This is a genomic window from Peribacillus sp. NPDC096379, assembly GCF_044762875.1.
In the GTDB taxonomy this organism is placed as follows: domain Bacteria; phylum Bacillota; class Bacilli; order Bacillales; family DSM-1321; genus Peribacillus.
On the sequence record NZ_JBIWFD010000003.1, the window covers coordinates 131,244 to 156,065 of the forward strand.

Annotated in this window: 26 protein-coding genes and 3 pseudogenes; 12 read left to right on the forward strand and 17 right to left on the reverse strand. The window is 36.6% G+C overall.

Features of this window, described 5'->3' with window-relative positions; genetic code table 11:
- Positions 1-60 precede the first annotated feature (60 nt).
- From ACIQZI_RS14735 to ACIQZI_RS14750, 4 genes are all read right to left on the reverse strand, one after another.
- Entirely contained in the window at positions 61-624 is a 564-nt protein-coding gene (locus ACIQZI_RS14735; RefSeq protein ID WP_403074238.1) for a tyrosine-type recombinase/integrase, read from the reverse strand.
- Positions 625-887: 263 nt separating this feature from the next.
- A complete protein-coding gene (locus tag ACIQZI_RS14740) occupies positions 888-1,115 on the reverse strand; it encodes a hypothetical protein (protein WP_403074240.1) in 228 nt (75 codons plus the stop codon).
- A 324-nt stretch (positions 1,116-1,439) separates the two neighbouring features.
- Positions 1,440-2,201, reverse strand: coding sequence for a 3-hydroxybutyrate dehydrogenase (locus ACIQZI_RS14745; RefSeq protein ID WP_403074242.1), 762 nt, complete (start codon positions 2,199-2,201; stop codon positions 1,440-1,442).
- 32 nt (positions 2,202-2,233) lie between these two features.
- On the reverse strand, positions 2,234-2,671 hold the full coding sequence (locus tag ACIQZI_RS14750) for a lipocalin-like domain-containing protein (protein WP_403074244.1): 438 nt from the start codon (positions 2,669-2,671) through the stop codon (positions 2,234-2,236).
- A gap of 195 nt (positions 2,672-2,866) precedes the next feature.
- Between ACIQZI_RS14750 and ACIQZI_RS14755 the strand changes: the two genes are divergently transcribed.
- From ACIQZI_RS14755 to ACIQZI_RS14765, 3 genes are all read left to right on the forward strand, one after another.
- A complete protein-coding gene (locus tag ACIQZI_RS14755; protein ID WP_403074246.1) occupies positions 2,867-3,769 on the forward strand; it encodes a LysR family transcriptional regulator in 903 nt (300 codons plus the stop codon).
- Positions 3,770-3,932: 163 nt separating this feature from the next.
- Complete coding sequence (locus ACIQZI_RS14760) at positions 3,933-4,247, forward strand: winged helix-turn-helix transcriptional regulator (RefSeq protein ID WP_403075170.1); 315 nt, start codon at positions 3,933-3,935, stop codon at positions 4,245-4,247.
- 18 nt (positions 4,248-4,265) lie between these two features.
- Entirely contained in the window at positions 4,266-5,180 is a 915-nt protein-coding gene (locus ACIQZI_RS14765) for a DsbA family protein (RefSeq protein ID WP_403074248.1), read from the forward strand.
- A 164-nt stretch (positions 5,181-5,344) separates the two neighbouring features.
- Here ACIQZI_RS14765 and ACIQZI_RS14770 read toward each other — a convergent pair whose 3' ends face one another.
- The 5 genes and pseudogenes from ACIQZI_RS14770 to ACIQZI_RS14790 all read right to left on the reverse strand — a co-directional run bounded on the left by ACIQZI_RS14770 (position 5,345) and on the right by ACIQZI_RS14790 (position 8,292).
- Positions 5,345-5,797 carry a nucleoside deaminase gene (locus ACIQZI_RS14770; RefSeq protein WP_062183771.1) on the reverse strand — a complete coding sequence of 151 codons (453 nt, stop codon included), beginning with the start codon at positions 5,795-5,797 and terminating at the stop codon, positions 5,345-5,347.
- Between the two features lie 84 nt (positions 5,798-5,881).
- Positions 5,882-6,077: pseudogene (locus tag ACIQZI_RS14775) on the reverse strand (recombinase family protein); the annotation flags it as partial.
- 622 nt (positions 6,078-6,699) lie between these two features.
- Positions 6,700-6,873 carry a hypothetical protein gene (locus tag ACIQZI_RS14780; RefSeq protein ID WP_062183774.1) on the reverse strand — a complete coding sequence of 58 codons (174 nt, stop codon included), beginning with the start codon at positions 6,871-6,873 and terminating at the stop codon, positions 6,700-6,702.
- A 130-nt stretch (positions 6,874-7,003) separates the two neighbouring features.
- Positions 7,004-8,032 carry a spore photoproduct lyase gene (gene splB, locus ACIQZI_RS14785; RefSeq protein WP_062183777.1) on the reverse strand — a complete coding sequence of 343 codons (1,029 nt, stop codon included), beginning with the start codon at positions 8,030-8,032 and terminating at the stop codon, positions 7,004-7,006.
- Positions 8,029-8,292, reverse strand: a complete 264-nt coding sequence (locus tag ACIQZI_RS14790; RefSeq protein ID WP_403074251.1) for a transcriptional regulator SplA domain-containing protein — start codon at positions 8,290-8,292, stop codon at positions 8,029-8,031. Before ACIQZI_RS14790 ends, splB begins: the two co-directional genes overlap by 4 nt.
- Positions 8,293-8,487: 195 nt before the next feature.
- Here ACIQZI_RS14790 and ACIQZI_RS14795 point away from each other — a divergent pair, with 195 nt between their 5' ends.
- Complete coding sequence (locus ACIQZI_RS14795; RefSeq protein ID WP_062183783.1) at positions 8,488-8,853, forward strand: carboxymuconolactone decarboxylase family protein; 366 nt, start codon at positions 8,488-8,490, stop codon at positions 8,851-8,853.
- A 465-nt stretch (positions 8,854-9,318) separates the two neighbouring features.
- Positions 9,319-9,705, forward strand: a pseudogene (locus ACIQZI_RS14800) (YugN family protein); the annotation flags it as partial.
- Between the two features lie 134 nt (positions 9,706-9,839).
- Here ACIQZI_RS14800 and ACIQZI_RS14805 read toward each other — a convergent pair.
- Positions 9,840-10,283: a ferritin-like domain-containing protein gene (locus tag ACIQZI_RS14805; RefSeq protein ID WP_403074254.1), complete on the reverse strand. Its 444-nt coding sequence runs from the start codon at positions 10,281-10,283 to the stop codon at positions 9,840-9,842.
- Between the two features lie 140 nt (positions 10,284-10,423).
- On the opposite strand from ACIQZI_RS14805, the gene ACIQZI_RS14810 reads away from it, so the two are divergent.
- Positions 10,424-10,858, forward strand: a complete 435-nt coding sequence (locus ACIQZI_RS14810) for a pyridoxamine 5'-phosphate oxidase family protein (RefSeq protein WP_403074256.1) — start codon at positions 10,424-10,426, stop codon at positions 10,856-10,858.
- Between the two features lie 49 nt (positions 10,859-10,907).
- Here the strand turns inward: ACIQZI_RS14810 and uvsE (ACIQZI_RS14815) are convergent.
- From uvsE (ACIQZI_RS14815) to ACIQZI_RS14825, 3 genes and pseudogenes are all read right to left on the reverse strand, one after another.
- A pseudogene (gene uvsE, locus ACIQZI_RS14815) lies at positions 10,908-11,789 on the reverse strand (UV DNA damage repair endonuclease UvsE).
- 105 nt (positions 11,790-11,894) lie between these two features.
- Complete coding sequence (uvsE, locus tag ACIQZI_RS14820; RefSeq protein ID WP_062183791.1) at positions 11,895-12,848, reverse strand: UV DNA damage repair endonuclease UvsE; 954 nt, start codon at positions 12,846-12,848, stop codon at positions 11,895-11,897.
- A gap of 682 nt (positions 12,849-13,530) precedes the next feature.
- The gene (locus tag ACIQZI_RS14825) at positions 13,531-14,223 is read right to left on the reverse strand and encodes a phosphoribosylaminoimidazolesuccinocarboxamide synthase (protein ID WP_403074258.1); all 693 of its coding nucleotides are present in this window, start codon (positions 14,221-14,223) and stop codon (positions 13,531-13,533) included.
- 552 nt (positions 14,224-14,775) lie between these two features.
- Between ACIQZI_RS14825 and ACIQZI_RS14830 the strand changes: the two genes are divergently transcribed.
- The gene (locus ACIQZI_RS14830; RefSeq protein ID WP_062183796.1) at positions 14,776-14,961 is read left to right on the forward strand and encodes a hypothetical protein; all 186 of its coding nucleotides are present in this window, start codon (positions 14,776-14,778) and stop codon (positions 14,959-14,961) included.
- 140 nt (positions 14,962-15,101) lie between these two features.
- Here the strand turns inward: ACIQZI_RS14830 and ACIQZI_RS14835 are convergent, their stop codons facing one another.
- A complete protein-coding gene (locus ACIQZI_RS14835; RefSeq protein WP_403074260.1) occupies positions 15,102-15,656 on the reverse strand; it encodes a cysteine hydrolase family protein in 555 nt (184 codons plus the stop codon).
- A 525-nt stretch (positions 15,657-16,181) separates the two neighbouring features.
- Here ACIQZI_RS14835 and ACIQZI_RS14840 point away from each other — a divergent pair.
- The 5 genes from ACIQZI_RS14840 to ACIQZI_RS14860 all read left to right on the forward strand — a co-directional run bounded on the left by ACIQZI_RS14840 (position 16,182) and on the right by ACIQZI_RS14860 (position 21,665).
- Positions 16,182-17,720 carry a maltose/glucose-specific PTS transporter subunit IIC gene (locus ACIQZI_RS14840; RefSeq protein WP_403074262.1) on the forward strand — a complete coding sequence of 513 codons (1,539 nt, stop codon included), beginning with the start codon at positions 16,182-16,184 and terminating at the stop codon, positions 17,718-17,720.
- A gap of 27 nt (positions 17,721-17,747) precedes the next feature.
- A complete protein-coding gene (locus ACIQZI_RS14845; RefSeq protein ID WP_403074264.1) occupies positions 17,748-18,437 on the forward strand; it encodes an N-acetylmannosamine-6-phosphate 2-epimerase in 690 nt (229 codons plus the stop codon).
- A gap of 211 nt (positions 18,438-18,648) precedes the next feature.
- Entirely contained in the window at positions 18,649-19,491 is an 843-nt protein-coding gene (locus ACIQZI_RS14850; protein WP_403074266.1) for a MurR/RpiR family transcriptional regulator, read from the forward strand.
- Between the two features lie 379 nt (positions 19,492-19,870).
- Positions 19,871-20,977 carry a glycosyltransferase gene (locus tag ACIQZI_RS14855; RefSeq protein WP_403074268.1) on the forward strand — a complete coding sequence of 369 codons (1,107 nt, stop codon included), beginning with the start codon at positions 19,871-19,873 and terminating at the stop codon, positions 20,975-20,977.
- Entirely contained in the window at positions 20,967-21,665 is a 699-nt protein-coding gene (locus tag ACIQZI_RS14860; RefSeq protein WP_403074270.1) for a lysophospholipid acyltransferase family protein, read from the forward strand. Before ACIQZI_RS14855 ends, ACIQZI_RS14860 begins: the two co-directional genes overlap by 11 nt.
- A 106-nt stretch (positions 21,666-21,771) precedes the next feature.
- Here the strand turns inward: ACIQZI_RS14860 and panF are convergent, their stop codons facing one another.
- The 3 genes from panF to ACIQZI_RS14875 form a co-directional block, all read right to left on the reverse strand.
- Complete coding sequence (gene panF / locus ACIQZI_RS14865) at positions 21,772-23,229, reverse strand: sodium/pantothenate symporter (protein WP_062183819.1); 1,458 nt, start codon at positions 23,227-23,229, stop codon at positions 21,772-21,774.
- Positions 23,226-23,516, reverse strand: coding sequence for a YhdT family protein (locus ACIQZI_RS14870; RefSeq protein ID WP_403074273.1), 291 nt, complete (start codon positions 23,514-23,516; stop codon positions 23,226-23,228). The genes panF and ACIQZI_RS14870 overlap by 4 nt, the downstream gene beginning before the upstream one ends.
- Before the next feature lie 514 nt (positions 23,517-24,030).
- Positions 24,031-24,810, reverse strand: coding sequence for a DeoR/GlpR family DNA-binding transcription regulator (locus tag ACIQZI_RS14875; protein ID WP_403074275.1), 780 nt, complete (start codon positions 24,808-24,810; stop codon positions 24,031-24,033).
- Between the last annotated feature and the right edge of the window lie 12 nt (positions 24,811-24,822).

Here is a 24,822-nt window from a genome sequence, read left to right on the forward strand (position 1 = left end):
TGGAGGGTTTTTTGCCGTTAATTGATTGATCTAAAAACGTCAGTCCTCTCTTCTGACCTTTTACAGATTAACATCCACCTTTATCAGTTGTTCCTCAGACTTTTCAATTCCTAAATAACGTAAGGTTTCTGCTGGGTAATGGTGATGATAAATCGACATTAAAATGGAAATCGCGATCCCTTTGCGATACGCATGATATCCGAAAGTTTTTCTAAGAGTATGTGTACCTATTTTCCCCGTGATCCCCACTTCTTTCGCTGCATGGTTTATGATGCGATACGCTTGCTGGCGTGTAATCGGCTGTGCATTCTTTTTTGACTTAAAAAGATAGTCACTGCTCGTAAAGTCTAAACTTTCCAAGTAATTGTTTAAAACACATTTCACGCTATTATTTATATAATATGCCTTCTCTTCATCATTCTTATCATCACGGAGACAGAGAAATTCTTTTACCTTTGTCCCGTCCCAAATATCAGCCACTTTAAGCGAAAGTAAATCACTAATTCTAATCCCTGTGTTAATCCCAAATACAAAAAGCAATAAATCCCGCTTTGATTGCTTCTCTAAAACTTCTTTCATTGCAATAATATTATCGATGTCTTTTATCGGATCGACATACTCCATTGGCTTCCTCCTAATGTTACTTAATTATATGTTAACAAAAACTAAGTAACATTACAAATTTGAAAACCTCCAAAAAGGCAAAAAAAGGCTGTCCCATAACGAAAGGGGCAGAACCCCACATCTACTTAATATCGTTTAAATGACACAATAAACGGTATATAAAGTGTGAGGTCTGACTCCTTGGGAACAACCTTTTCCAAATGCTTCCATCGTTTTTTAGGTGAATAGTTCCTCTCAAAATCGAATGGACGTATACGCTGGAATTATAATATCCTTTGTAACCCCCACATAACAATCGCGACAATCGGTACGAGTACCCATACATTATGACCAAACAAGCTTCCATGATTCTGATTCTGGTTCTGCTTTTCCATTTGGTCTAATCTTTTAATCACTTCATCTAACTTATGCTCAAGATCAAGATTTTTTTCTTCTTCCATCACGCTCACCCTACTTTCTTCTATATATACATCTTTATATCTTATTTTCAATGCATGAAAAGAAGACCTGAAAGATTAGGCTGTAGTCATTCCAAGAAGATTACTAGATTTTGCCGGTAGCTCTTTTAAAACAACACAAAAAGGATGTCCAAGAAGGGTCTGACCTCGCACTCAGCACATGGTTTATAGTGTTACTTACTACACTATAAACTGTATGTAGGCGTTGCGTGATCTGACCCTTATTTATGGGACATCCTCTAATTTGTCTGTCATTCTTCACATATATCTACTATGAGCGATACATCTAGAGTTGCTGAAAATGCACTTATACCTATTCCGACAAGATCCATCTAAAAATAGCTAGGTACAAGCAAATTAAATCCCGCCTGTAACCCCGATTCCTTCACCTGTAATTGCAGCTGCACCGTCTGAAGCTAAGAAAACAGCTGTAGCACCAATTTCTGAAGGCTCAAGTAAACGTTTCATCCATTGCTTACCTAAGATGTGGTGATTTAGCGCTTCTTCTACTGTTGTTCCATCCTGTGCTGCTAGTTTCGGTAATTGTTTCTCAATTAATTCTGTACGTACTGGTCCAGGCATAATCGTATTACATGTGATACCGTCTTGTGCCGTTTCTAGTGCCGTTACTTGAGTAAATCCTACTTGGCCATATTTAGCAGCGCAATATGCAGATTTATAAGCATCAGGCACTCTGCCATGTGCAGAGGATATATTAATAATCCGTCCTTTTTGTTGTTTTTTCATAGTAGGAAGAACATGTTTTGTCATTAAGAATGTTCCAGTCAAAATAACGTTGATTAAAAGATTCCATTTCTCTAAAGGGAAATCTTCTACTGGAGAAATATGTTGCAGACCTGCATTATTAACTAATACATCAACAGTTCCTCGTTCAGCAATGATTTGATCAATAGCAGTTTTCACATTCTCTTCGTTTGCAACATCAACTTTATATCCCTTTGCATTTCCTAGCTTTGTTGCTGCACTTTCTGCTGCTTCTAAATTTAAATCCAAGATCGCTACAAAGTCCCCATTATTTATAAAAGATTCTGCAATGGCATAGCCGATCCCTTGTGCTGCTCCTGTTACGAGTACTGTACGTTCTTTTTGTGTTGTCATGATTCTTATCCTCCATTGTTTAAATAGACTGCTTAAGCTCGTTTCCAGATTAATTTCGTATTTTGTTCTTTGCCGTCCACAATAACGGGTGGGCTCGCAATTTCAAGTAAATCCCCATTAAGTTTGACATAACGTGGTTGCGTATCGCCCAACCATGTTGGATTCATGCTAACTGACATATGATGGGTTACGATGAGGTTCTCTTCATCCACTTCATAAGGGCCACAGTAAGCAAGATAACCTTGAGCTGCAGCTGCCATCTCTTCTTTTGTTCCAGTATGTAACGCACCTGATGCATATGCCGGACGTCCTGGACTCATCATTTGTGCTGACATATACCCTTCTGGATGATACATAATAAAGCCTGTGCAATCTTCCCCCATTGGAAATGTTTTATTCCCTTCATTGTCCGTCACTTCGTATGAAACTAAACTCCAAATGCCGACTACCATTTCTTTTTTAAACGCCATGATTGAACCTCTCCTCTTTTATATTTGCAAAAAAAGTATTTGAATTGCAAAATGAAGCAATTCTTTGCAAGACTAAAATCTCATTCCTTATTTTTACTATTGGTTTTGTAGTATAGTATAATCAATATTAATTTATAATATAAATACATAATTTCTATAGTATATATTTGTAATATTTATAAATGAGGTAAATGAATGGAAATCAGACAAATTCAATACTTTTCCGAAGTAGTCAAATATGGAAGCTTTTCAAAAGCAGCAGAACACTTGTATATTTCTCAGCCTACTATTAGTAACGTTGTAAAGGACTTAGAAAATGAATTAGGAGTAACGTTATTGGTCCGGACAACAAGAAAGTTAGAACTTACTGATACAGGACGATTACTTTTTCAATACGGCCAACAAATTTCCCAATCCTTACAACATTTTCACCAAGAATTGGATGATATTAAAAACGGACATAAAGGCACTGTTAAAATGGGGATTTACTCCTCAGTTGGAACGGAAATTCTTACTAGAATTATGTCAGAATTCTACAATTTATACCCTGAAATCACCATTCAATTCGTTGAGGATGGTGCTAGTCATTTAAAAAAGGCCTTAATTAATGGCGATCTAGATGTAGTTGTTGTCGATTTACCTACTGATGAAACATTTAACTACTTTTCTTTTCTGAATGGGGATCTTCGTCTTCTCGTGCACCAAGATCATGAGCTTGCAAACAAGGAGCAAGTAAATTGGTCAGAATTACAGAATGAAAAATTTATCATTTTTCGTGAAGGATTTACCGTTCACAACTTAATTATGAAGGAGTGCAGAAGAATAGGGTTTGAACCAAATATCATTTGTGAAACGTCCCAATGGAAGTTCATACTAGAATTGGTTTCATTTAATATGGGAATCACCATCCTCCCCCAAAGCAGTGTGAACGAGATAACGGTAAGGAATAAGGGGATAAATGTACTGCCTCTCATTGATCAACAAGTAAATTGGCAAATTGGCATCGCTTGGCGAAAAGGAAGCTATATTTCTCTCGCAACAAGAACTTGGATCAATTTTGTAAAAGATAAACTGGAGAAAAATGAAATCGATAATTGAATTAAATAATGATCTCAAAGTAAAGCTAACTTTCACCCTATTATGAATGGTTGGCTTTTTATTGATCCCAGTTTAACTTTCAAAATTGATTCATTCATCTAACAAAAACCACTTGATATATTTTTTATACTCGATATACTTAATATACAAAGAAGGTGATTTTATTAATATTTGTCCTTATTTAGAATTTTCGATGCAAATATTAGGTAAGAAGTGGAACGGGTTAATTATCCATTACTTGTCCCTTTGTCCAAATGGCTCAGCTCATTTTTCTGAGATAAAAAGGGATCTTACAGATATTACGCCTAGAGCTCTTTCGCAAAAACTTTCCGAGCTTATCGAGTATGAATTAATTAAAAAAAAAGTGAAAACTGGCTCATCCGTCAGTATTTCGTATGAGTTAACAGAAAAAGGCCGCGCCTTGACAAATGCCCTCGTGCCGATCCAAGAGTGGGCACAACAGTATAAAAATCAATAAAGAAATGAGGAAAATAAAATGAAGAAAAATAATATGGTTTGTGACTTAGAAACAGGAGTATGCGGTGACCCAGGCGAAGACGCAATGGAAACGATTGATTTGAACCAACCTCAAGAAGTGATTAACCTTTATTATGTAACAGACCCTATCTGCTCTCATTGCTGGGCGCTTGAGCCAGTTTTACGAAAGTTCGAAGAGCAGTACGGACAGTATATTAAATTCCACACTGTAATGGGTGGATTACTAGAAAGTTGGGATGGCTTTGCTGACGTAGCGAATGGGATTGGTGGTCCTGCAGATGTAGCTGGTCACTGGAGAGAAGTTGGCGAACATTCCCGTATGCCGATTGACGGCTCATTATTCCTTACGAATCCGATTCAATCATCCTACCCACCTTCTCGAGTATTTAAAATCATTCAACAAAAAGATGAGAAGCTAGCTAAGACTTTCTTACGTCGCGCAAGAGAAGCGGTTTTTGCTTTTAATCAAAATATCGGCGAAGAACAAATTTTGATTAATCTTGTCAATCAAATGGGCCTTGACGGAGAATCTATCGTGAAAGAAGCAGAACTTCCAACTGGACAAAAACTTTTAGATCAAGACTTTGCCCTTGCTAGAAGTCTTGGCGTACGCGGATTCCCAACAATCATCATGGTAAACGAAGAGAATAAAGGGGTAAAAATCGTTGGTGCACGTCCACTTGAATTCTATGTAAATGGACTAGAACAAGTACTTGCGAAAAAGCCTCAAGCACAGCCCGTTCCTGAATTAACCAAAACTCTTGAAAAAGAAGGTCTCTTGTTCTCCAAAGAAATAGAAGTTCTATATGATGTGGAACAAAGCGAAGTAAATTCTTTTTTACAAACAGAACTTTCAGCTGAAGATTATGAAAGTAAAGAAATTCTTGGAGAAGTGTATATTGAAAAAAGATGAGGTTGGCATATCTAGTAAAATGTTCAACTATTAATGATTAGCAAACAAAAAGAAAGAGCGTGTTTTGATAACAATCATCATCAAAATACGCTCTTTTGATTCAGTGAGAACACTCTTTTATAATAATGTTTGATCATTCTTGCAAAACCCACATTTCTCCAACATCATGATTGCTCTTTCCAAAGCTTCATTGGATTTTCTTGCCCTGCTTTCAACGGCATTTGTATCATCGAAAGTGCGCGTTCTGCTTTTGTTTTTTGTAAGTCGTCATATATATCTTTTGATTTCCCTAATCCCACTTCAACCGCATTCTCAACTGATGCACAATAAAAAACCTTTTCGATTCCAGCAAAGTACATGGCTGATAAACACATCGGACAAGGCTCCCCACTTGCATACATTGTATAACCTGATAGATCATTCGTTTGTACTTGCTCTTGCACGCGCCGGATAGCAAGCAATTCCGCATGCCCGCTAACATCATACGCTTTGTGCAGTTCATTCACGCCTTCAGCTACAACCTTGTTATTTTTGACAAGTACTGCACCAAAAGGTTGACCGCCACAACGAACATTTTCAATCGCTAGTTCTACTGCTCGTTCCATGAATTTGTCCATTTTAAAACCTCCATTAATATTCTTTTTAAGGGGTAAAGAAATGAATCGAGGAAAAAGGTCCACATATGAATAAATTCCCAATTTTCACAACTTATCTTTTTCCATTTCCTTTAGCTTCCGATAAATCGCTGCCTGACTGAGTCTTGTAATTGTACCAATCTCCTTAACAGTTTTATCTGTTTTTTCGTACTTCAAGGGCATGGTTCATTCCTGAATGTTTATTTATATATTTTTTTACCCTTCCTCGATTTCCCTTTTGTTTGGCTATTTTAATTCCTGAAAGCTACTTTTCTTTAATCTAGGTGTTGTTCTTGAATACTTACCCCGAGCATATCCATAGATCATTTTTCTTCCCTTTTTAATATGTATTTTTGATAGGTGTTATTGAGGTTCTATTAAGCTAACAATATCAAGGAATCAAAAACTTATCAATTGAGTGTATTCTATTGCTAATGAATAGACTGATCAGTTTTTACCGTTTAGCCCATACATAATTAACTTACAAAAGAATAAGAACCCTATTATTAAATAACTATAACAGAAGAATGAGCTACACAATTGACCAACGATTACAATTACCTAAACGAATGTAACCGTTACGTAGGATAATTTTGGAGATAATCATCCTATTTCTCTATTTTCTACGATACAATTATCGATTAGTGTTATTAGTTAAATTACTAAACCCTTTACATCTCTAGATCCACACCTTTTGCTCCGTAATCTGGAACACGACTCACATGCTCTCTATGACATTTTGATCCCGAATCCTGCTGATATTTACCTTTTTGTTTCTCATTAATTTTAAGCTTGTTGATGCGACAATGACATTATCTCCATACTCTATAACCTCAATAAGTGTAGAAGGCCGAGCATATAACACTGCTCGGCCTTCTTATTCCCTAACGACGATGCTCTACAAGGTCTATTACGCCCAATACTACGTGTGCTAAACCGAAACCAAAAATGGTATTTGCAATCATTTTGTTTGATCCACGATTTTGTTTCATTACGTAACCTGTAGTCGTTACAACAGATCCTAATGCAGTTGGTATTAGACCTTCACGAATATTCATAGTAAAATCCCCCTACATCGCAGTTAGTTGGTGTATATTCACCATCTTTATTGTTACCTTTATAAGTAGAATTATGCTATTCCAAAAAGTTCAATGATATATTAACAAATTTAGTATTTAATGGTATTCTTCATGTGAAATATTCTAATTTAGCATTTGGGAAAAATTTTTCCATATAGGTGTATAGATGTTTTTTCATGTCCTCTTCTTCCTCTTTTTGATAAATATATTTTCCTATTCCATATTTCCCCCACTTGTACCTTCTTTTCTCTTCAATTAATTCTAATTTTGTCATGGGGTAGTTTTTTTCGATTACTCTCTTAGCTGGCTTAGTAAATCGATGCTGAATAAACTCAAATGTTAGATCTTTTTTAGCTTCTAAAGGCAATTCCTCATTCAAACGCTCAAACATACGATAGTATCCATCCTCCCACCCTTCATGAAGATAAATGGGTGCTACTATAAACCCGAGTGGATATCCGGCTCTTGCAACTTTTCCTGCAGCCTCAATTCTTTTTACTAGAGGAGAAGTCCCTGGCTCAAAGTTCTTAATCACATAATCAGCGTTAACACTAAATCGAAACCTTGTATTTCCATTATGTTTAGCATCAAGTAAGTGATCTACATGATGAAATTTTGTTACAAACCTTAATTTTCCATGTTCTGATTCACCAAAATGTTCAATCGCCCGTTTTAACGTATGGGTTAAATGATCAATCCCAACAATATCAGATGTACAGGATGCTTCAAACCTAGTCAGTTCGGGCGCGCGTTCCTCCATATATTTGTCGGCAGCTTCCAGGATTTCCTCGACATTAACATACGTACGGATATATGGCTTACTCCCCATCGTAGTTTGTAAATAGCAATAATGACAATGACCCATACAGCCTGTTGCAAAAGGGATAGCATACTCTGCTGATGGCTTTGATGTGTCAAATTTAAGCGTTTTTCTAATTCCAACTACTAACGTGGATTTTGCTACTCGATATCTTTGAAAATCATTTTCTCCTGGGAGATTCCTTACTTGATTATGGGAAGTCGTATATCGTATTTCAACATCCATTTTTTCAAATTTTTCTTTAAGCTCTCTTCCTAATGGATAATCTAACGCATTGGGTTCAAAATATACGAGCTTAGGTGTAAATGGCATATTCATTCCACTGTCCCCTCTGATACGTCTCCATAATAATAATTGAAGGCTTGATTCGCCTCTTTTTCTGTAGAGTAAATGGCCATTTCACTGGATAGCGGATAATAAGTTTCATAAAGAAAAATAGCTAATTCCTTGGGATTCTCAGGGTTATTTACAACTGCTGCTGCCTGGATATTTGCTACATCCTGCGTGTGCGGGTTACGGTAAAAAACATAGACAACATCTCCAGCATGATATGTTTGATTTTCGTTATAAAGTTCCATTTACATCACCCTTTTCTTTAAGAAGTACTAGTTAAAGTTATTCATTATTAAAGGTTTGCCTTTAGCTCTTAAAATTATGTTTTCTTGATTATGTAAAAGGTTTGAAATTTATAATAATATTTTGTTTAAACATACACATTCTGCTCATAATAAATTTGATAAACATAACTATTTTTGAAATGGGGTTAATGATAAATGGATTTTGAAACTAGAAACTCTACTGAAGAGGCACTTATTAAATATAAAAAAGGACTTGGATTGTTCACCGAAAAAATGCCTGAATTTGCAAAACAATTTAATTCTTTTACTGAAGAATGCTTTAAAGAAGGTACTTTATCTCAAAAAGAAAAACAATTAATCGCATTAGGCATCAGTCTCCATGCTCAGGACGAGTATTGTATCATCTATCATACAAAAGGATGCCTTGATCAAGGTTGCTCAGAACAAGACATTCTTGAAACTATAGGTGTGGCTGCAGCATTTGGCGGTGGGGCATCCATGAGCCAAGGAGTTACTCTTGTTCAAGAATGCATTCAGGAACTGAACCAAATGAAACAATAAAGTGAAACTTCAATCAGTGGGGGGTTTCTTCATCCCCCACTGATTGTTAGTTGAACCAATCGGGCTTTTACGGGCAGTTGTCCCCTACCTACACTTCTTCGATCCTTCTAAGTCTTGAGGTGGGGGTCTTACTACTCGTTAATGCGGGATAAAATTTCAATAGTAGTTTAGTTAAAGGATGGAATCGTAAAGAGTTCGTCCTTTCTCTTTGATTCTCTTGGAGTACAATTTACTCAAACAATAAACAAATTAACCTATTTGTAAAAATTAAACATCCATTCAATCTCGACCTATCTCTTTTCACTTAGAAAGCAGTTTTTCATCGTATATCTCTAATTACATTCGACCCGCATTTTCATGTATTTCCCCCTATTTTTTGAAAATAATAGTAATAATAAATACTTTTATTAGAGGTGAATGGTGATGATCAAATTAAACTCAGAATTATAAGAAAAAAAAGCCAAATTTGGACTTGCTCGAAAAATGTTTAACTCCTATGGGTGTAGTTTCTGTAGTAATTTTGAATATGATCAAGGGAAATTCGATGCAGTTTTATGGCGGGAAGGCGGGGAAACGATCTATTTAAGAATCCCTTTTAATATTTTGACAGAGGCATTAGATCATTCTAATGCCTATATTGAGTTTGGAACACCTTATGTTATTAAACATGTAGTGAATATTGGGTTAGACTATGATGAAAACTCTTTACTAACAGCTTCCACAGGACTTAATCAATTTCAAGAGCCTTTGGATAAAGACGGGGATATAAGAGATAAAAGTAGATGGGTAAAAGTTGGTGAAGAAACAATAGAACAAATATTGCATTCCATGAATGAATTATTAAGCGCATAAAATTCTCTTATAGTGCTTGTGATTGAATCAATAAACAAATCAGCGCACTCGTCGTTCCCACTTCCTAACCATTCCTTTTCTTTATATAGTAATTTAGTAATTAAGGACAGGGAACGTTAAGAAAAGAAATGCTATCATGACGGTCTATTCTCGTTAACTAATTGATTTAAGAAATTAACATGCTCTCTGTCCTTATCTAATATCCCCTCAATTAATTGTCGACTTTCAGGGTCTAAATCCCCTTTTACAATTTTTTCAGACACTTGGATCCCATAATAATCTTCTCCCTTTAATGCACTTTCTATTATTCCAGCCGGTGTATCAGGAATCATAAATTGACCAATAAAGCCTTGGACGGAACCAACCATCCCTTCATCATCCACTGGTGTTCCTCCAAGGTTTTGAATTCTTTCAGCAACTTTTAAGGCATGGTTCTTATGATCTTGTTGAATTCTTTGAAATTCACTTTTTATGTAAGGATCGTTTAATTTCTGTATGTGGTGTTCATAAGCATGGATACCCATGTATTGCCCTTTTAAAAAATTATTTAATGTGTTTACTACACCGTTTGCTGCCATTCTAAACCACGCCTTTTTTTATTTATTATTGGCATTTTAGTAAAGGTTATCCCTCCAACACGAAAGTGAATTTTTTACAGTTTAATTACACTAATTAAGAGGAAAATTAACCATAACCTTTAAGAAAAGGAGTAGAATTAATGAGCAATCAAGTTTTAAAAGAACAGGTGGCTAAAATTATCTCTGATCACAGAACCGGTATTCTTTCATCTGTTGAAAATAACAAGCCCCATTCACGGTATATGACGTTCTATAATGACGACTTAACATTATTTACACCAACGAAAATGGATACTGAGAAAATAGAAGAAATAGAAAAGAATCCTTCCGTTTCTGTATTGTTAGGTTATGAAGAAAAAGGACAAAGCGATGCATATGTTGAAATCTTAGGAACATCTTCCATTAATGATTCACAAGCTTTGAAAAAACAATTTTGGGACGAATCATTTAATAAATGGTTTGACGGTCCTGAAGATCCAAACTACGTGTTTCTTCAAATAGAACCTGAAACTGTCCGTATATTAAACATCCATGGCGAGCATCCTCAAGAGCTTACTATAGAAAATGGAGAGTAACTCAAATTAATTAGACTCCTACAGTCCTCTCTTTGGCTCTTCTTTCCATTTACTTCATACGAAAAGAAGAGCCATCAATGAGGTCAACATCCTCTCTTCTTTTGACCTCTTCCATTAATTTAAATGATGCTTCGTCTTTTCTCTTGGCCTTAATCATACAGTCCATTTGCGAGATGCTACCATTTATCACTTTCAAAAACTTGAAAAACATATCGATGTCTACATAATCTGAATGGTGGCGGTACGCTTTTTCGCTTTTCGGACTTGAAATGTGCATTTTAAGTGGAAGTGGAGAATGCCTCCATGTTTGCACAACCCGATTCCAGTTATCTTCCCAACTTGTATTTTGATGATGGGCAAGGTGATGATGATAATCGAATACAAGCGGAATATCTAGTTTTTCACATAAGTAGTGTGTATCTTCTAAGGTAAACGAAGTTTCATCATTTTCAAGCATGATCATTTTTTGAATGGATCTCGGAACAATCACCTAATTATCAACAAAACGTTCGAGTGATTTTTCAGTTTCCTTATAATTGCCGCCCACATGCATCACACAGCGATGAGTTGAGTCAATCCCCATCCCCTTTAGTAATAAGTAATGCAGTTTTAAAGTATTTATTGAATTTTTCAAAATCTGTTTCTTCATGGAATTAATAATAACAAAATGATCTGGATGAAAATCAATTCTTATCTTATGTTTTTTAGCAAAATCTCCAATCTCAAGGAGCAGTCCTTTTAGTGGTTTTATATAATTTCAATCAAGCAGTTCTTCATGGTTCGCCAAAGGAATAAGACGAGAGGTTAAACGATAAAAATGAATGTCAGAAGCTGCATTATGCTTAAGGTGCCTAAGTGTATTTTGTAAATTCAATATTGATATACGTTCCAATTTGCGAATGACAACATAGCCAAGACGTATAATTGTCATTTTTTCCACCTCATCAAAAGGAGAATAGAAATTATTAATAGCTCATCTTTCCAGTTATAATAGGGAAATGGTCTAAGTAAACAAGAAGAATCTTCCTATCTATACTTACCATTCCACCGCAGAACCTGATATACGTTTGACTCCCCGAATTGAAGCTACTTCTTCTATAAGTTTGTGCATGGCAAGGTTCTTCTGTTTTGCTTCTATCATAATGTCAAAGTCTTGATTAAGTATCTTTGCCATTTTTAAGAATGGGAGTACGAAGTCTAAAGAGACAAAATCCGCGTGGGAACGATAGGCTTGATCTGATTTCGGCGAAGAAATGTGGACTTTTGGTACAGCCTTAGAATCGTTCCAAGTATTAAAGATGCGTTGTAAATAAAGTGGAAGTTCAACCTCCCTTTTATTCGCCATATGGTGATGATAATCAAGAATCATCGGTATATTTTCTTTTTCACAAGTAATAAGCGTTTCCTCAACCTCATAGGTTTTATCATCATTTTCAAGCGTCATATGCTTTTTAATTTCTATTGGCAATCTTTTAATATTCTGATGAAAACGTCTTAATGACATGTCTTTATCCCCATAGGCTCCACCAATATGAATATTAATAATTCCCCTCTCCAGTGCATTCATAGCATCAAGCATCATAAAATGATATTGCATATCCCTCACTGCATTCATGGTCACCTCTTCTCGTGGGCTTGTAAAAAGTGTAAATTGATTTGGGTGAAAACTCGGGCGAAGCTTAAATTGATTTATTAATTGACCAAGTTCTTCCCATTCGGTTTTGAATGGAGTAATGAAATCCCACCTTACTTCCGGATGGGTTGCCAAGGGTACAAGTGAGCTTGAAAACCGATATAATTCTATTTCGTGCGCGATATTATAATACAAAATTCTTTTCGTATGATGTAAATTTTGTGCGGTGACAGTTTTGAGTTTCTCCATTCGCTCGTTTTTAGGGAGAGCTGAATACCGTGTAAAAGTTAAAGCCTTTGAAGGGCTTGCATCCCATAAGCCTATCGCATTCGCTACATAGCCAAATCGAATCTTCATCTATTTTCTCCTTACTTTAATACAATGCAATTATTTAAAAGAACACTCTTAGACATTAAAATCAGTAAACTCTAAACCCTATTAGTTCCCCTTATATTATACGAATTCTCTATTAGATATACGTATTCTTGTGATATTCAAGCAGCAGCCTTTTTAACTCTTGATATTAAACTTCTAACCCTAAACTGGCTACTATTGTGGCAACAACTTTAGGCTTTCCGACTTCCTCAATCACTTGTGCAACTAATGGCTCTAAAATATGACTGTCACCGTGTTACCTGGTGTTACAATGGTGCCAAGCACAAAACCATTGTGGGCTGCCGCCGCAAGAAATAAAGTGAAACTTCAATCAGTGGGGATTTTCCGTCCCTCCCTGATTGTTAGTCCCGTTCTACTATCGCTAAGATCGAAAGTACGAACTAAGGTAAGTTTCACTGTATCTCACCAATCGGGCTTTTACTTCAAAAAGTGAGGCGACTGCCCAGCCCTGACAAGCATAAGAGGGTCTAGGAGCCGCAACTAGATTGGGCAGTTATGAGTGGTGGGATCAAAAAAAACACCCCCTATCATAGTCCCATACAGGCGATCAAGATTGGGGTGTTTTGATAACTCTGGTAGTAACGATCAATTATCGATGGCAACCTTTTTTCACCTTAGTGATAATCACGACCATAAGAATACTCTAGAGGTTAACTTCCAACATCAATTTCTCTAATTCCAGCGGCTCGATATAGGTCCCATTTTTATAAGCTCTCATGTTTCCTCCTGAGATTTCATCGATTAACGCGATTTGCTTATCTTCGCCGACTCTGCCAAATTCAAATTTAATATCGTATAATTCGATATCTTTCTTCGCTAATTCTTCTTTTACAACGTTACCGATCTGTTTGGTAAGGTCTTTTAATACGGTATATTCCGCTTTTGTTAGGATACCTAGCATATCAAGTGCATCTTCGCTAATCGGCGGATCTTGGCGTTCATCATCTTTCAAAGTGACTTCTACAAATGCGTCTAATGGTTGCCCTTCTTCTGCATACATCCCATAGCGACGGAGAAAACTTCCAACTGCCTTGTAACGGCAGATTACTTCAAGCCCTTTGCCGAATACAGTTGCTGGCTTCACTGTCATCGTCGCTTCTTCAATATTAGCGTCTATATAATGTGTAGGAATCTCTTTTTCTTTTAATATTTCAAAAAAGTACTTCGTTAAACTAAGGCCTGCTCGACCCGCACCTTCAAGCGTTAAACCGACTGTATTGGCTCCTGGATCGAAGACACCATTTTCCCCTGTTACATCATCTTTAAATTTCAATAAATAATTTCCGTTTTCAAGGGCATAAACATCCTTCGTTTTCCCCGTATAAATCGACCTCATTAGAAAAACCCTCTCCTGTATATAATTGTTATATACTTATAATAATATCTTCATTTTTCTGAAAAATCAATTTCTCTTTTATAAGGTTGTTCCAAAAGTCCGGTAAAATGATTGCGAATTGTGTCATCGATCTGTCTCTCGGTTCTCACGTATAACTGCATATGTTCCGGTCCTCTCGAGATGCGCTCCTCGAACTTCTCGGCTCTTTTTATCCTCCTTTTTGAACACGTACTTTAAGAATAATTATTCCCTTCTTTGGTCTGCCTATTGATGCTTCCTACTGTTTCTAAAGAACTTAACGCTTCCCGCAAAATAAGTCTAATCGTATATTTAAAAGACATTGGAAGATTTCCAAGAAGGGGATGATTCAGAAGCAACACCCCATCCGAACTCCTACGATCTTGTTGAAATTCCACTAACGAATAAGAAACGTGATGATAATTGTAGATAAATTTATTAAGCTACTAGCAGGATATTGCACACTCTTTCCATAAATAAGTAAAGTGGAGAAACACATGCCCTAACAAATAAGTGGAAAGGTGGTCGTTGTCTATGAGTTCAGAAATAAACTTACAACAAATCGCCGAAAGTGTGACTAGATCCGTATTGAATGCATCCGACAAAGACTTGGAAGGCTTCCAAAAAATCATTGAAGAAACAATTAAAGTAAGAGAAGGACATAAAAATCTACAGAAATTAGTGAAAAGCTATTCTACATCTATGATTCAGCGTTCATAAATGTCATAAGGCTGCACCCTTTTACATGGTGCAGCCATCCATTTCCATTTCATTGCTATTCGACAATTTCCAGATCTTGTACTGGCTTCATTTATATGAAACTCTACACTAGAAGATACTCTAAAACAGACATTTTGTTTCTATCTTAGATTTAACTTGTTGATAAGTTGCTCTGTCGTTATAACGGTAGCAAATTCTTCATGCAAAGTAGCAAGTGAAATAGTGTGGATTGTCTCTGCATCATAATATTGATCATTTTGATCCTTCATCCCAAATGCTGCTGTAGCGTCTGAAAGAAGATATGTATTAAACCCTAAATTGCCACTCATTCTTGTCGTTGTCGAGACACAATGAGGTGTCGTCAGACCTGTTATGACAACTGTACCGATCTCATTTGATCTTAGAAACTCTTCTAAATTGGTTCCGATAAACGCACTATTTACCTTCTTAGTTAGGACAATTTCATCTTCTAGTGGATTCACCAACTCTTTGATAAGGAAACCATCATTTTTCCGATGAAAAAGAGAATGGAGAGAATCTGACAAATGTTGAATATGAATCACTTGCCATCCCTTGTTTCTCCAGAGCTTTAGTAGCTTACTTATATTTTCCTCTGCATTTGGATTATTTCGTTTCCCCCATTTCTGATCATCAAAAGCATTTTGTACATCTATAATGATTAAAGCTCTCTTCATGAACCATCCCACCCTAATTAATTATCTGTTTACAAAATAATTTAACAATTTTGAAGTCTTTTCACAAGAATAGGGTGTCAGTCCCCTTCAAATATTCAAATGATTAATATTGACTGCAAGAATTCCGTTTTATTTTCATTACAGATCGTAATGTATTCCTTCTGGCACGTAAATCTCGATTCTGAATCGTAAGTCTTGATATGTGGTTCGGGATCTCCCGATTTTCGCTTAGACTTTATCTATATCAGTCGTAATCATCTGAAATAATTGGTGGAAAAAGTAAAATTTATTCTTTCCGTCAAGTTGAATTTCCCATAAACCCCTTCCAATCATCATTAATATCTTTAGAATAATCAGTATTGTTTTCACGATTGAAAGTCATTTCCGAATTTTCGTCAAATTACTGAAAAAGCTTGATAACTTCTACTATTCCATTGAAAGCGTTTTTTTACATATATATAATAAGCCCATAAGGGATACCTTACACATAAGACAACATGATTCACACACAAGGAGGTAATAGTTTTGAAGAATGTTTTTGAGAAAGCCCAACAGTTTGGTAAATCATTTATGCTTCCGATTGCTGTCTTACCAGCTGCTGGCTTGCTGCTTGGTATTGGTGGAGCGCTATCGAATCCAAATACGGTTTCAGCTTATCCATTTTTAGATATTGTATGGCTTCAAGCCATATTTACCATAATGAGCTCTGCGGGGAGTATCGTTTTTGGTAACTTACCGATTATTTTTGCAGTCGGTGTTGCAGTAGGCCTGGCCCGTTCGGATAAAGGGACAGCTGGTCTGGCTGCAATGATTGGGTATTTTGTTATGAACAGCTCAATCAATGCCCTACTCTCCATTACGGGGGATCTTGCTAAAGATAATTTAGCTGGTGCTGGCCAAGGAATGGCGGTTGGTATCCAAACATTAGAAACAGGTGTTTTCGGTGGGATTGTCATTGGGATTGTGGCGGCCTTATTACACAATAAATACAATAAGATCCAGTTACCTCAAGTTTTAGGATTTTTCGGAGGCTCTCGTTTTATCCCGATCATTGTTTCTTTTACAGCGATTATCGTGGGGGCTGTTTTATTTATCGTTTGGCCTTATTTCCAACTTTTCATTAATCAATTAGGCTCATTAGTTACAAGCACAGGTACAATCGGAACATTTTTCTATGGCTTTATTCTTCGTATGCTTGGACCAATGGGATTACATCATATTTTCTACCTACCATTTTGGCAAACTGCTTTAGGTGGTACGATGGAAATTGGCGGGCATATTGTCAATGGGACGCAAAATATCTTCTTTGCCCAATTAGCTGACCCGAACACCGAACAATATTATGAAGGTGTATCAAGGTTTATGTCAGGTCGTTTTATTACGATGATGTTTGGTCTTCCAGGAGCAGCCCTTGCGATCTATCATTGCGCTAAACCAAAAAATAAAAAAGTCGTTGCAGGGATCCTTCTTTCAGCAGCTTTAACTTCTTTTTTAACAGGAATCACAGAGCCTCTTGAATTTAGTTTCTTGTTTGTTGCTCCACTTCTCTATTTTGTTCATGCTCTGTTTGATGGGTTAGCCTTTATGATGGCTGATATCTTCAATATTACAATTGGACAAACTTTTTCTGGAGGGTTCATTGATTTCACATTATTTGGTATCCTTCAAGGTATGGCTAAAACAAATTGGATTTATGTATTACTAATCGGTATTCCTTGGTTCTTCTTATATTATTTCACATTTAAATTCCTTATTAAGAGAAAAAATTTCAAAGTTGTTGGACGTGAAGATGAGGAAGAGACTGTTGCACAACAAGTGACAGCTACTGATCGTGCCAAAACAATTGTCGAAGGATTAGGTGGAGCTACTAATATTGATGTAGTAGATTGCTGTGCAACCAGACTTCGAGTAACTGTTAAAGATGACTCCTTGGTTAAGGATGATGTGATTAAACAAACCGGTTCAAAAGGGATTGTGAAAAAAGGCAATGGTATTCAAGTCGTATATGGTCCACAGGTTACCATTGTAAAAAACGAAGTAGAAGAGTATTTAGGACATGAATAAATCATTTTGAACAAGGGAGTGTATAAAATGCAAGCAGTATTAGATCAAATCACTAAAGGATTAATTGTATCTTGTCAGGCTTTAGAAGGTGAGCCTTTACACAGCTCCCACATCATGGGGCGCATGGCTGTTGCAGCAAAAGAAGGCGGTGCTAAGGGAATTCGTGCAAACTCGGTCGCTGACGTTTTAGAGATCAAGAAGCAAGTAGACCTTCCAGTAATCGGAATCATCAAGCAAGTGTATGGAGATAATCCTGTTTTTATCACTCCTACTATAAAAGAGATTGATGCATTAATGACAACGGGTGCTGAAATTATTGCCACTGATGCAACAGCGCGCATAAGACCTGATGGAAGCACATTAGATCAATTTTATCATGAGGTACGGTCTAAATATCCTCAGGCGATTCTAATGGCAGACGTCTCAACGGTAGAAGAAGCCATTCATGCTGATCAACTAGGATTTGATATCGTTGCTCCAACATTATATGGCTATACAGCTGAGACACAAGGATTGAAGATTGATTTCAATAATTACGCGGTCATTAAACAAATCGTAGAAGTAGTGAAGCATGCGAAAGTTCTTGCGGAAGGAAACGTTTCTACACCAGAAATTGCCCGTTCCGTATTAGATATCAATGTTCATGCGGTAGTAGTAGGTGGAGCTATTACACGCCCACAGCAAATTACCAAACGATTTGTTGACGCTTTGCTCTAGTCGTTTTTTTAGATTAAATTTCGACTTCTGTTAAATAATATCTTTTAATAAAACAATTTTTACAAAATCTAAGCTATACTAAAAATGACTCGAGCTGATGCTTGAGTCATTTTTAGTATAGATCAGAACACTCATCTATAATGGACAAGTAAAAAGGTTATCCTATATGATAAAAATAGCAGTAAAAATCTCCCACAAATAGGTGAACAACATGGAATATTTAGGTGAAAACCTCTTGCATGGAATTGAGTGCAGTATGGACAAATTCACAAACACAGAAATAGAACTTGCTCGATATATTATTGAACATCCTGATGAAATCAGCCATATATCTAGTAGCCAAATTGCAAAGAAAATGCATATTTCACCAGCGACCATTACTCGTTTTTGTCAAAAATTATCTTTTTCAGGATTCAATGAGTTTAAGCATGAATTAAAAAGATATGTGGATCTCAGAGATAAACCGAGCACGACGAATACGATTAAGCAAATGGATTATTTTGCCCAACTATATCAAAATCACTTGGATATTATTGAAAATACCTTTAGAAAAGTCACATATTCTGACATTCAACAAGCCGTCTTCCTTCTCACTCACGCAAATAAAATCCATGTATATGGCATTGGTAACTCTGGAATTGCTGCCCTGGAATTTAAATCAAAGTTTTTTCGAATTGGATTAAATGTTGAAACCATTACCGATCCACATCAAGCTGTGATGGACGCAGCACTATGCACAGAAAAGAGTGTTGTGATTGGAATATCTGTCACTGGCAGGACGAAAGAAATCATTCGTCCTATAAGCATTGCGAAGGAACAAGGAGCTGCCATTTTAGTTTTTACCGGTGAAAAAGACTCTGAGCTATCACAGCTAGCTGACCTAACTCTACTCGCCATGAATAAAAGCAATATGCATATGGGACAGAATATTTCGCCATCCTTGCCACTCTTTTTACTGTTTGATTTAATCTATACCGAGCTTATCGCAAAGGATTATAAAAATAGAATTCACTTTCGAGAAAAAACATTAAAGGCGTTATACGATAATTATTAATCAAAATTATGTATCAGTTTGTATCTCTTTTACCACTATGTTTCTCGTACATAAAGTGAAACTTCAATCAGTGGGGGGATTCTTCATCCCCCACCTACGCTTCTTCGATTCCTCTTAAGCCTTTGAGGTGGGGGTTTCACTTTATCTGATTGAATGGACCATACAATTAGTCCAGCAATGTTGTCTTACGTATTAGCTACTTCAGCCAATGGTCTTCTAAAAAGTATCAATGGAAATGAACCTAAGATTAAACATAAACCAAGATGAAGAGTCATATTTTAATATAGGTTACATGTAGGAGATTAGCAGTTTAAAAGGATCCCTCATATTATCCCCTTATACCTTTGCCACCTTATTCCTTGGAAAGGAGATTATTATTATGAAAAATTGTGCCATAATAATTCCTGTCCTTAACCCTACGAGCAGTTTGGTTGATTATGTCCACAGATTATTAGCAGAAGGTGCTGCCGAAATTATTGTTGTAAATGATGGCAGTAAAGAAGATTTAACGTATATTTTCACTGAATTAAGCACGATCGAACATTGTACGGTCTTAACGCATGATATGAATAAAGGGAAAGGCAGAGCTTTAAAAACTGCTTTTGACTATTTTCTTAAAACCTATCAACATTTAGAAGGTGTAGTAACAGCTGATGCTGATGGGCAGCACGCCGTAGAAGATGTGTGCACTATCGCTCATACCCTAGAAAATAATGAAAACGGTATCATTTTAGGTGTTCGGGATTTTAACAATGACAATGTACCATTCCGAAGTTTACTAGGTAACAGGACTACAAGTTTTTTCTTTCAATTATTATACGGGTATAAACTAAAAGATACACAAACCGGGTTAAGAGGCATTCCAATAACTGAACTCCCGAGAATCTTGGGGCTTAAAGGAGAACGCTACGAATATGAAATCAATATGTTAATCTATGCTAAAAAGAAGAATATCCCATTTAATGAGATTTCGATACAGACTTTATATTTTGACAATAATGCCAGTTCTCATTATCACTCTATATTCGATTCCATCAAGATATTTGCAAAACTTCTATCTGGATTTCTCCATTATTTTTATTCTACGATACTGTCAGGATTAATCGATATCGGCAGTTTTATTTTGCTGAACAGTGTGATATTAGTCGGGTTGCCACTTGAAGCACGGATTTTTTACGCCACATTTGTTTCTCGGGTCCTTTCTTCTTCGAGCAATTTCTACATGAATCGAACATTTGTTTTTAGCAATCAGAACAAACTAACCCAGTCAATTTTCAAATATTATCTATTATGTATTGGGATTATGTTATCTTCCTATATTCTGGTAACTTCAACAACGATCTTTTTGGGTGTAAACGTGATTCTCGCAAAAATTTGCATAGACCTCTTACTGGGTATGATCAGTCACCAATTTCAACTTTATTGGGTGTTTAAAACGGATGAAACGATAAAAAAACAAATCATTGGTGAACGGGATGAAAGATAATTTTTATGGAACATTTTTTCGATGTGTCCAATTTATTGTAAGAATGATCTATCCTACATACCATGTTCAAATACCCAAAAATATAAACGGTCCGGTTGTCTATATCTCCCACCATCAAAATACATTTGGTCCATTCGTGACAATGCTATGGTTCCCAAAAAGTTTGCATGCATGGATTCTACATGTTTTCCTTGATCAAGCAGCCTGTTATACACAGTATGCGGAATATACATTTACAAAAAGAAACGGAATGAATAAGTATCTTGCAAAGATCTGTGCGTTGCCGCTATCCTATCTCATTGCAAAGCTTTTACATTCAAGCAGAGGAATTCCTGTGTACAGGGGCTCTAGACAAATTCTACAAACATTTACACAGAGTGTTGCTGCTTTACAAACAGGAAAAAGTATCGTCATTTTTCCAGATATTGCATACAATGACACGTCTTCGCGTACGAAAGCAATGTATGAAGGCTTTCTTTACTTGGAAAAATACTATTATAAAGCTACAGGTCAACATGTATGTTTTGTTCCTTTATACGCCAGTAAGAGTAAAAAAGTAATCCTTGCTGATCAACCCATTTATTTCAGGGATGGGCAAGATTTTAACGAGGAAAGAAAAATTGTCTATCAAAAAATTCACACTCAACTGAATCAGCTAGCAAAGAATAGCGGGGATTTGAATGAATAAGACAGTTTGCACCACATCTCTTTAGTTAATAAAAAAAGCGCCATGCACCATCGGTAATACAGATGGTGCACGACGCTTTTTCCTATTCGGTACGGATATCTGTTGCTCATCCATTTGATTCTAGATGAAGATTCGACGAAAGTACGTATTTATCCGTCAGCTTACTGATGATTACATAAGCGATTAGAGATAATAAAACAGGTAAAACAACGGTGTGCATGCCTAAAGCGTTTGGATGGAGTCGATCAAATAAAATATAAGACCCCATCCCGACAACCATTGAGGAAATAGCGCCATATTTATTCCCCTTACTCCAATAAAGGCCAAAGACGATTGGCCAAATAAAGACTGATTCTAACCCACCGAATGAGAATAAGTTTAACCAAATGAGCAGGTCTGGTGGGCTTAAGGCGAAGAGGATCACGGAAACCCCGATTAAGGTCGTAACCCAAAAGCTAGCTCGTTTCACCTGCTTTTCAGTCGCTTTTGGTTTTAGATAGTTTAAATAAAGGTCCTTCACAATTGCCGAACTTATCAAAATCAATAAAGAGTTCACTGTCGACATGATGGCTGCCATTGGTGCAGCGAGTACGAGCCCCGCTAAAAATGGCGGTAAAACTTCTAACGTAAGCGTCGGCATCACTTTATCGCCAATTTCAATGCCAGGAAGAATCGCTCTTGCAAAAACACCAATTACGTGCATGCCAAGCATAATCGTTCCAATAGCAAACGTACCGATGATGATTGCTTGATGCATTCCTTTTGAATTTTTATAGGACATCGCTCGCACTGCGATTTGCGGTAAGCCAATAACCCCAACCCCCACTAAAATCCAGAAAGAAGAAACATAAATAGGTGTTAAATCTCGCTCGGCTCCATAAGGGGAGACAAGGTTTGGATTTTCCGCCACAAGTTCTTGGATAATATTGGGTATGCCACCACCAGCTATAATCGTAGCGACTAGTAAAATAATCGTCCCCACTAACATGACGACCCCTTGAACGGTTTCTGTTAAAGCAACTGCTCTAAAGCCACCAATAATGACATAAACAAGAACAGAGACAGCAAAAATAAACAATGCTGTAGTGTATGATAATCCTGTCAAAGACTCAATCAGCCTTGCTCCTCCTACCCATTGTGCAGCCATTGAAGAAAACAAAAAAACAATGATACTAACAGCTGCAATGATGACAACTGCCGTACTTTTATACCTTTCCTTTAGAAAATCAATTAAGGTAATCGCCTTGTACTTTCGTGCGATAATCGCAAATTTCTTGCCTAAAACCATTAAGACAAAGTAGCCTGCTGGAAGCTGCGCCATGGAAAGAAGAACCCACCCTAGTCCTTTTGTATAGGCCACTCCTGGACCACCGATAAAACTACTCGCACTTCCATATGTAGCAATCATCGTCATGGCTAATACAAATCCACCTAACTGTCTATCGCCTAGGAAATATTCCTGAAGAAAGGAATCTGTTGATCGAACGTACCGACTTGCCCAAAAACCAACAGAAAATATCACGACTAAGAATAATAGTAATGGAATAATAACTTGCCAGTTCATGTGTGATCTCCTCTTTCTTCTTCCTCTTCAAACGAAACTTCCTTAAACAAGAATTTCACACTATAAACAACGAGGATGAACATCACAATAAAACTTAAGACACAACTGTAAAAGAACCATTCTGGCAAGCCCAACACATAGTTATAGGAGGCTGGGTCACCTGATCCTAATCCGTAAGCAAATCCAAACCATAAAATAAAATTAATGATGACAAGAACGACTCCGATTATCGCTTCTCTATGGGCTATTTTAAATCGCTTGTCTTTCAATTCTGCATTGTCTTTCATATAAATCCTCCATCTTTACTAGTCGTCTTTGAGATCATTAAACAGGTACGAACCTTCCTGCAACTCTAGTTAACGACATGATTCCCTTTAACCTTATCGGTAATTCTGCATTCTAAAAGATGACTTTATAAGGGTTTCAGCTGCTTTCTTAAACAACCTTGATTCTAAGGTACAATTTTATCACTTTTCCATTGGATACTAAAGTCTCCAATGTTATTTGACAAACTATAGGTAGTCGACGATTCATATAAAAATCATGACACCAACAAACATCGACGCCTCATTAAAAGGGTTCGTTGGATGGATAAGTTAACCAATATACGGAGATACTTGAAGATGCCTGGAAATAGGCGATAGATCGGATACTAGAACATACAAAGTGGATTAGCACCTATGCCCCCGCAATGGTGCACTTTGATTTTGGAGAATTTGAAAGTCTTTTTCATTAAAAACAAAAAAGAAAGCTGAATCAGCCTTCTTCAAGGTGTAGGGGATACCCTACTATCATCCTTCCTTATTCGTGCAAATCGTTAATAGATACCCACTCATATCCGCTTTCAGGCCAGTCAAATGGTTTTTCTTCATCGCAAATAACTTTTGTAATAGTAGAAAGCGGACCTATTTCAAACGTAGATTTTTTATTTAATTTCAATGAGTCCGTTAGTAATATCGCTTCTTGACTATGTTGAATCATGACTTCGGAAACAAGGGATTCGTCCATATCAAAATCATACACAGCATCTTTAGTTACTCCACCACAAGAAATAAAGGCTCGATTAAAATGAAATCTTTTTAAAAAATCAACGGTATAGGACCCTTTAACTGATGATTGGTCAGGATGGGTCACCCCAGGCAGCATGATCACTTTCCCTGAAATACGTTTCTCTTCAATAGCTACATTAAATCGAAGAGCAGCACTCAAAGAATTCGTGACGATTGTTAATGAACGAATATCTTCAATCATATCGGCAATATGAACCGTCGTCGTACCTACATCGACTGCAATCGTATCTCCATGTTGAATAAACTCGGATGCCCTTTTGGCTATTTTCAACTTCGCTTCATAATTAAGTGACATTTTCCTCTCATATACCATCTCTTTTTGAGTAGGAATAAAAGGAACCGCTCCACCATGAATCCGTGTTAATTGTTCATTCATCTCAAGATCTGCTAAATCTCTTCTGATCGTTTCAGGGGTGACATTTTGCGATTTCGCTAAATCAATCACCAGAATTTTGTCATGTATATCTAATTGACTTAAGATAAACTGATGTCGTTCATCCTTACTCAACATCGTATTCACTTC

Bases quoted from the DNA above. Each gene is read 5' to 3' on its own strand.
- ACIQZI_RS14750 (WP_403074244.1), bottom strand. From the start codon at position 2,671: ATGGCGTTTAAAAAAGAAATGGTAGTCGGCATTTGGAGTTTAGTTTCA.
- ACIQZI_RS14790 (WP_403074251.1), bottom strand. From the start codon at position 8,292: ATGGAACTTTATAACGAAAATCAAACATATCATGCTGGAGATGTTGTC.
- ACIQZI_RS14870 (WP_403074273.1), bottom strand. From the start codon at position 23,516: ATGAAAGACAATGCAGAATTGAAAGACAAGCGATTTAAAATAGCCCAT.
- ACIQZI_RS14745 (WP_403074242.1), bottom strand. From the start codon at position 2,201: ATGACAACACAAAAAGAACGTACAGTACTCGTAACAGGAGCAGCACAA.
- uvsE (WP_062183791.1), bottom strand. From the start codon at position 12,848: ATGAAGATTCGATTTGGCTATGTAGCGAATGCGATAGGCTTATGGGAT.
- ACIQZI_RS14735 (WP_403074238.1), bottom strand. From the start codon at position 624: ATGGAGTATGTCGATCCGATAAAAGACATCGATAATATTATTGCAATG.
- ACIQZI_RS14805 (WP_403074254.1), bottom strand. From the start codon at position 10,283: ATGGCAGCAAACGGTGTAGTAAACACATTAAATAATTTTTTAAAAGGG.
- ACIQZI_RS14855 (WP_403074268.1), top strand. From the start codon at position 19,871: ATGAAAAATTGTGCCATAATAATTCCTGTCCTTAACCCTACGAGCAGT.
- ACIQZI_RS14810 (WP_403074256.1), top strand. From the start codon at position 10,424: ATGAGCAATCAAGTTTTAAAAGAACAGGTGGCTAAAATTATCTCTGAT.
- ACIQZI_RS14875 (WP_403074275.1), bottom strand. From the start codon at position 24,810: ATGTTGAGTAAGGATGAACGACATCAGTTTATCTTAAGTCAATTAGAT.
- splB (WP_062183777.1), bottom strand. From the start codon at position 8,032: ATGAATATGCCATTTACACCTAAGCTCGTATATTTTGAACCCAATGCG.
- ACIQZI_RS14835 (WP_403074260.1), bottom strand. From the start codon at position 15,656: ATGAAGAGAGCTTTAATCATTATAGATGTACAAAATGCTTTTGATGAT.
- ACIQZI_RS14845 (WP_403074264.1), top strand. From the start codon at position 17,748: ATGCAAGCAGTATTAGATCAAATCACTAAAGGATTAATTGTATCTTGT.
- ACIQZI_RS14770 (WP_062183771.1), bottom strand. From the start codon at position 5,797: ATGGACAAATTCATGGAACGAGCAGTAGAACTAGCGATTGAAAATGTT.
- ACIQZI_RS14780 (WP_062183774.1), bottom strand. From the start codon at position 6,873: ATGAATATTCGTGAAGGTCTAATACCAACTGCATTAGGATCTGTTGTA.
- panF (WP_062183819.1), bottom strand. From the start codon at position 23,229: ATGAACTGGCAAGTTATTATTCCATTACTATTATTCTTAGTCGTGATA.
- ACIQZI_RS14850 (WP_403074266.1), top strand. From the start codon at position 18,649: ATGGAATATTTAGGTGAAAACCTCTTGCATGGAATTGAGTGCAGTATG.
- ACIQZI_RS14755 (WP_403074246.1), top strand. From the start codon at position 2,867: ATGGAAATCAGACAAATTCAATACTTTTCCGAAGTAGTCAAATATGGA.
- ACIQZI_RS14825 (WP_403074258.1), bottom strand. From the start codon at position 14,223: ATGAGGTCGATTTATACGGGGAAAACGAAGGATGTTTATGCCCTTGAA.
- ACIQZI_RS14830 (WP_062183796.1), top strand. From the start codon at position 14,776: ATGAGTTCAGAAATAAACTTACAACAAATCGCCGAAAGTGTGACTAGA.
- ACIQZI_RS14795 (WP_062183783.1), top strand. From the start codon at position 8,488: ATGGATTTTGAAACTAGAAACTCTACTGAAGAGGCACTTATTAAATAT.
- ACIQZI_RS14860 (WP_403074270.1), top strand. From the start codon at position 20,967: ATGAAAGATAATTTTTATGGAACATTTTTTCGATGTGTCCAATTTATT.
- ACIQZI_RS14765 (WP_403074248.1), top strand. From the start codon at position 4,266: ATGAAGAAAAATAATATGGTTTGTGACTTAGAAACAGGAGTATGCGGT.